The sequence below is a fragment of the Natronorubrum sp. A-ect3 genome (assembly GCF_041821125.1).
Taxonomy (GTDB): domain Archaea; phylum Halobacteriota; class Halobacteria; order Halobacteriales; family Natrialbaceae; genus Natronorubrum; species Natronorubrum bangense.
In genome coordinates this window covers 1-587 of record NZ_JBGUBB010000026.1, presented here as the reverse complement: position 1 = coordinate 587, position 587 = coordinate 1, and the positions used below count along the sequence as shown (strand labels likewise).

Sequence of the window (587 nt, the reverse complement as noted above, 5' to 3'; positions counted from 1 at the left end):
AGGGAAACCGATATGACCGCAGTGCTTTGCACCAGGGTCACCGTGTTCAAGCGCGGGGAGTCAAACGGGCACGACCCGAAACCGGACGATCTAGGCGTGGACAAGGTGAAGCGTGCCGAAAGGCACGTGGAGGCCTGTTAGAGTTGGTGTCCTACAATACCCTCTCGTGATCTACGTCTAGGGGTGAAAGGCCCATCGAGTCCGGAAACAGCTGGTTCCAACCGAAACATGTCGAAGCATGACCTCTGCCGAGGTAGTTCGTGGGGTAGAGCAACGGATTGGGGGACCGCACTCCGAGAGGAGTGCGCCCCCCTGTCCAACTCCGAACCTACGAACGCCGTTTGACGCAGGGAGTCCGGTGCGCGGGGTAAGCCTGTGTACCGTGAGGGAGACAACCCAGAGCTGGGTTAAGGTCCCCAAGTGTGGACTAAGTGCGATCGAAGGTGGTCTCAAGCCCTAGACAGCCGGGAGGTGAGCTTAGAAGCAGCTACCCTCTAAGAAAAGCGTAACAGCTTACCGGCCGAGGTTTGAGGCGCCCAAAATGATCGGGGCTCAAGTCCACCACCGAGACCTAGCGGCATCCTTGA

1 rRNA gene is annotated in these 587 nt (G+C 58.6%); it reads left to right on the top strand.

Annotated features, from left to right (window positions below):
- A 23S ribosomal RNA gene (locus tag ACERJA_RS20125) occupies positions 1-587 on the top strand; the annotation flags it as partial.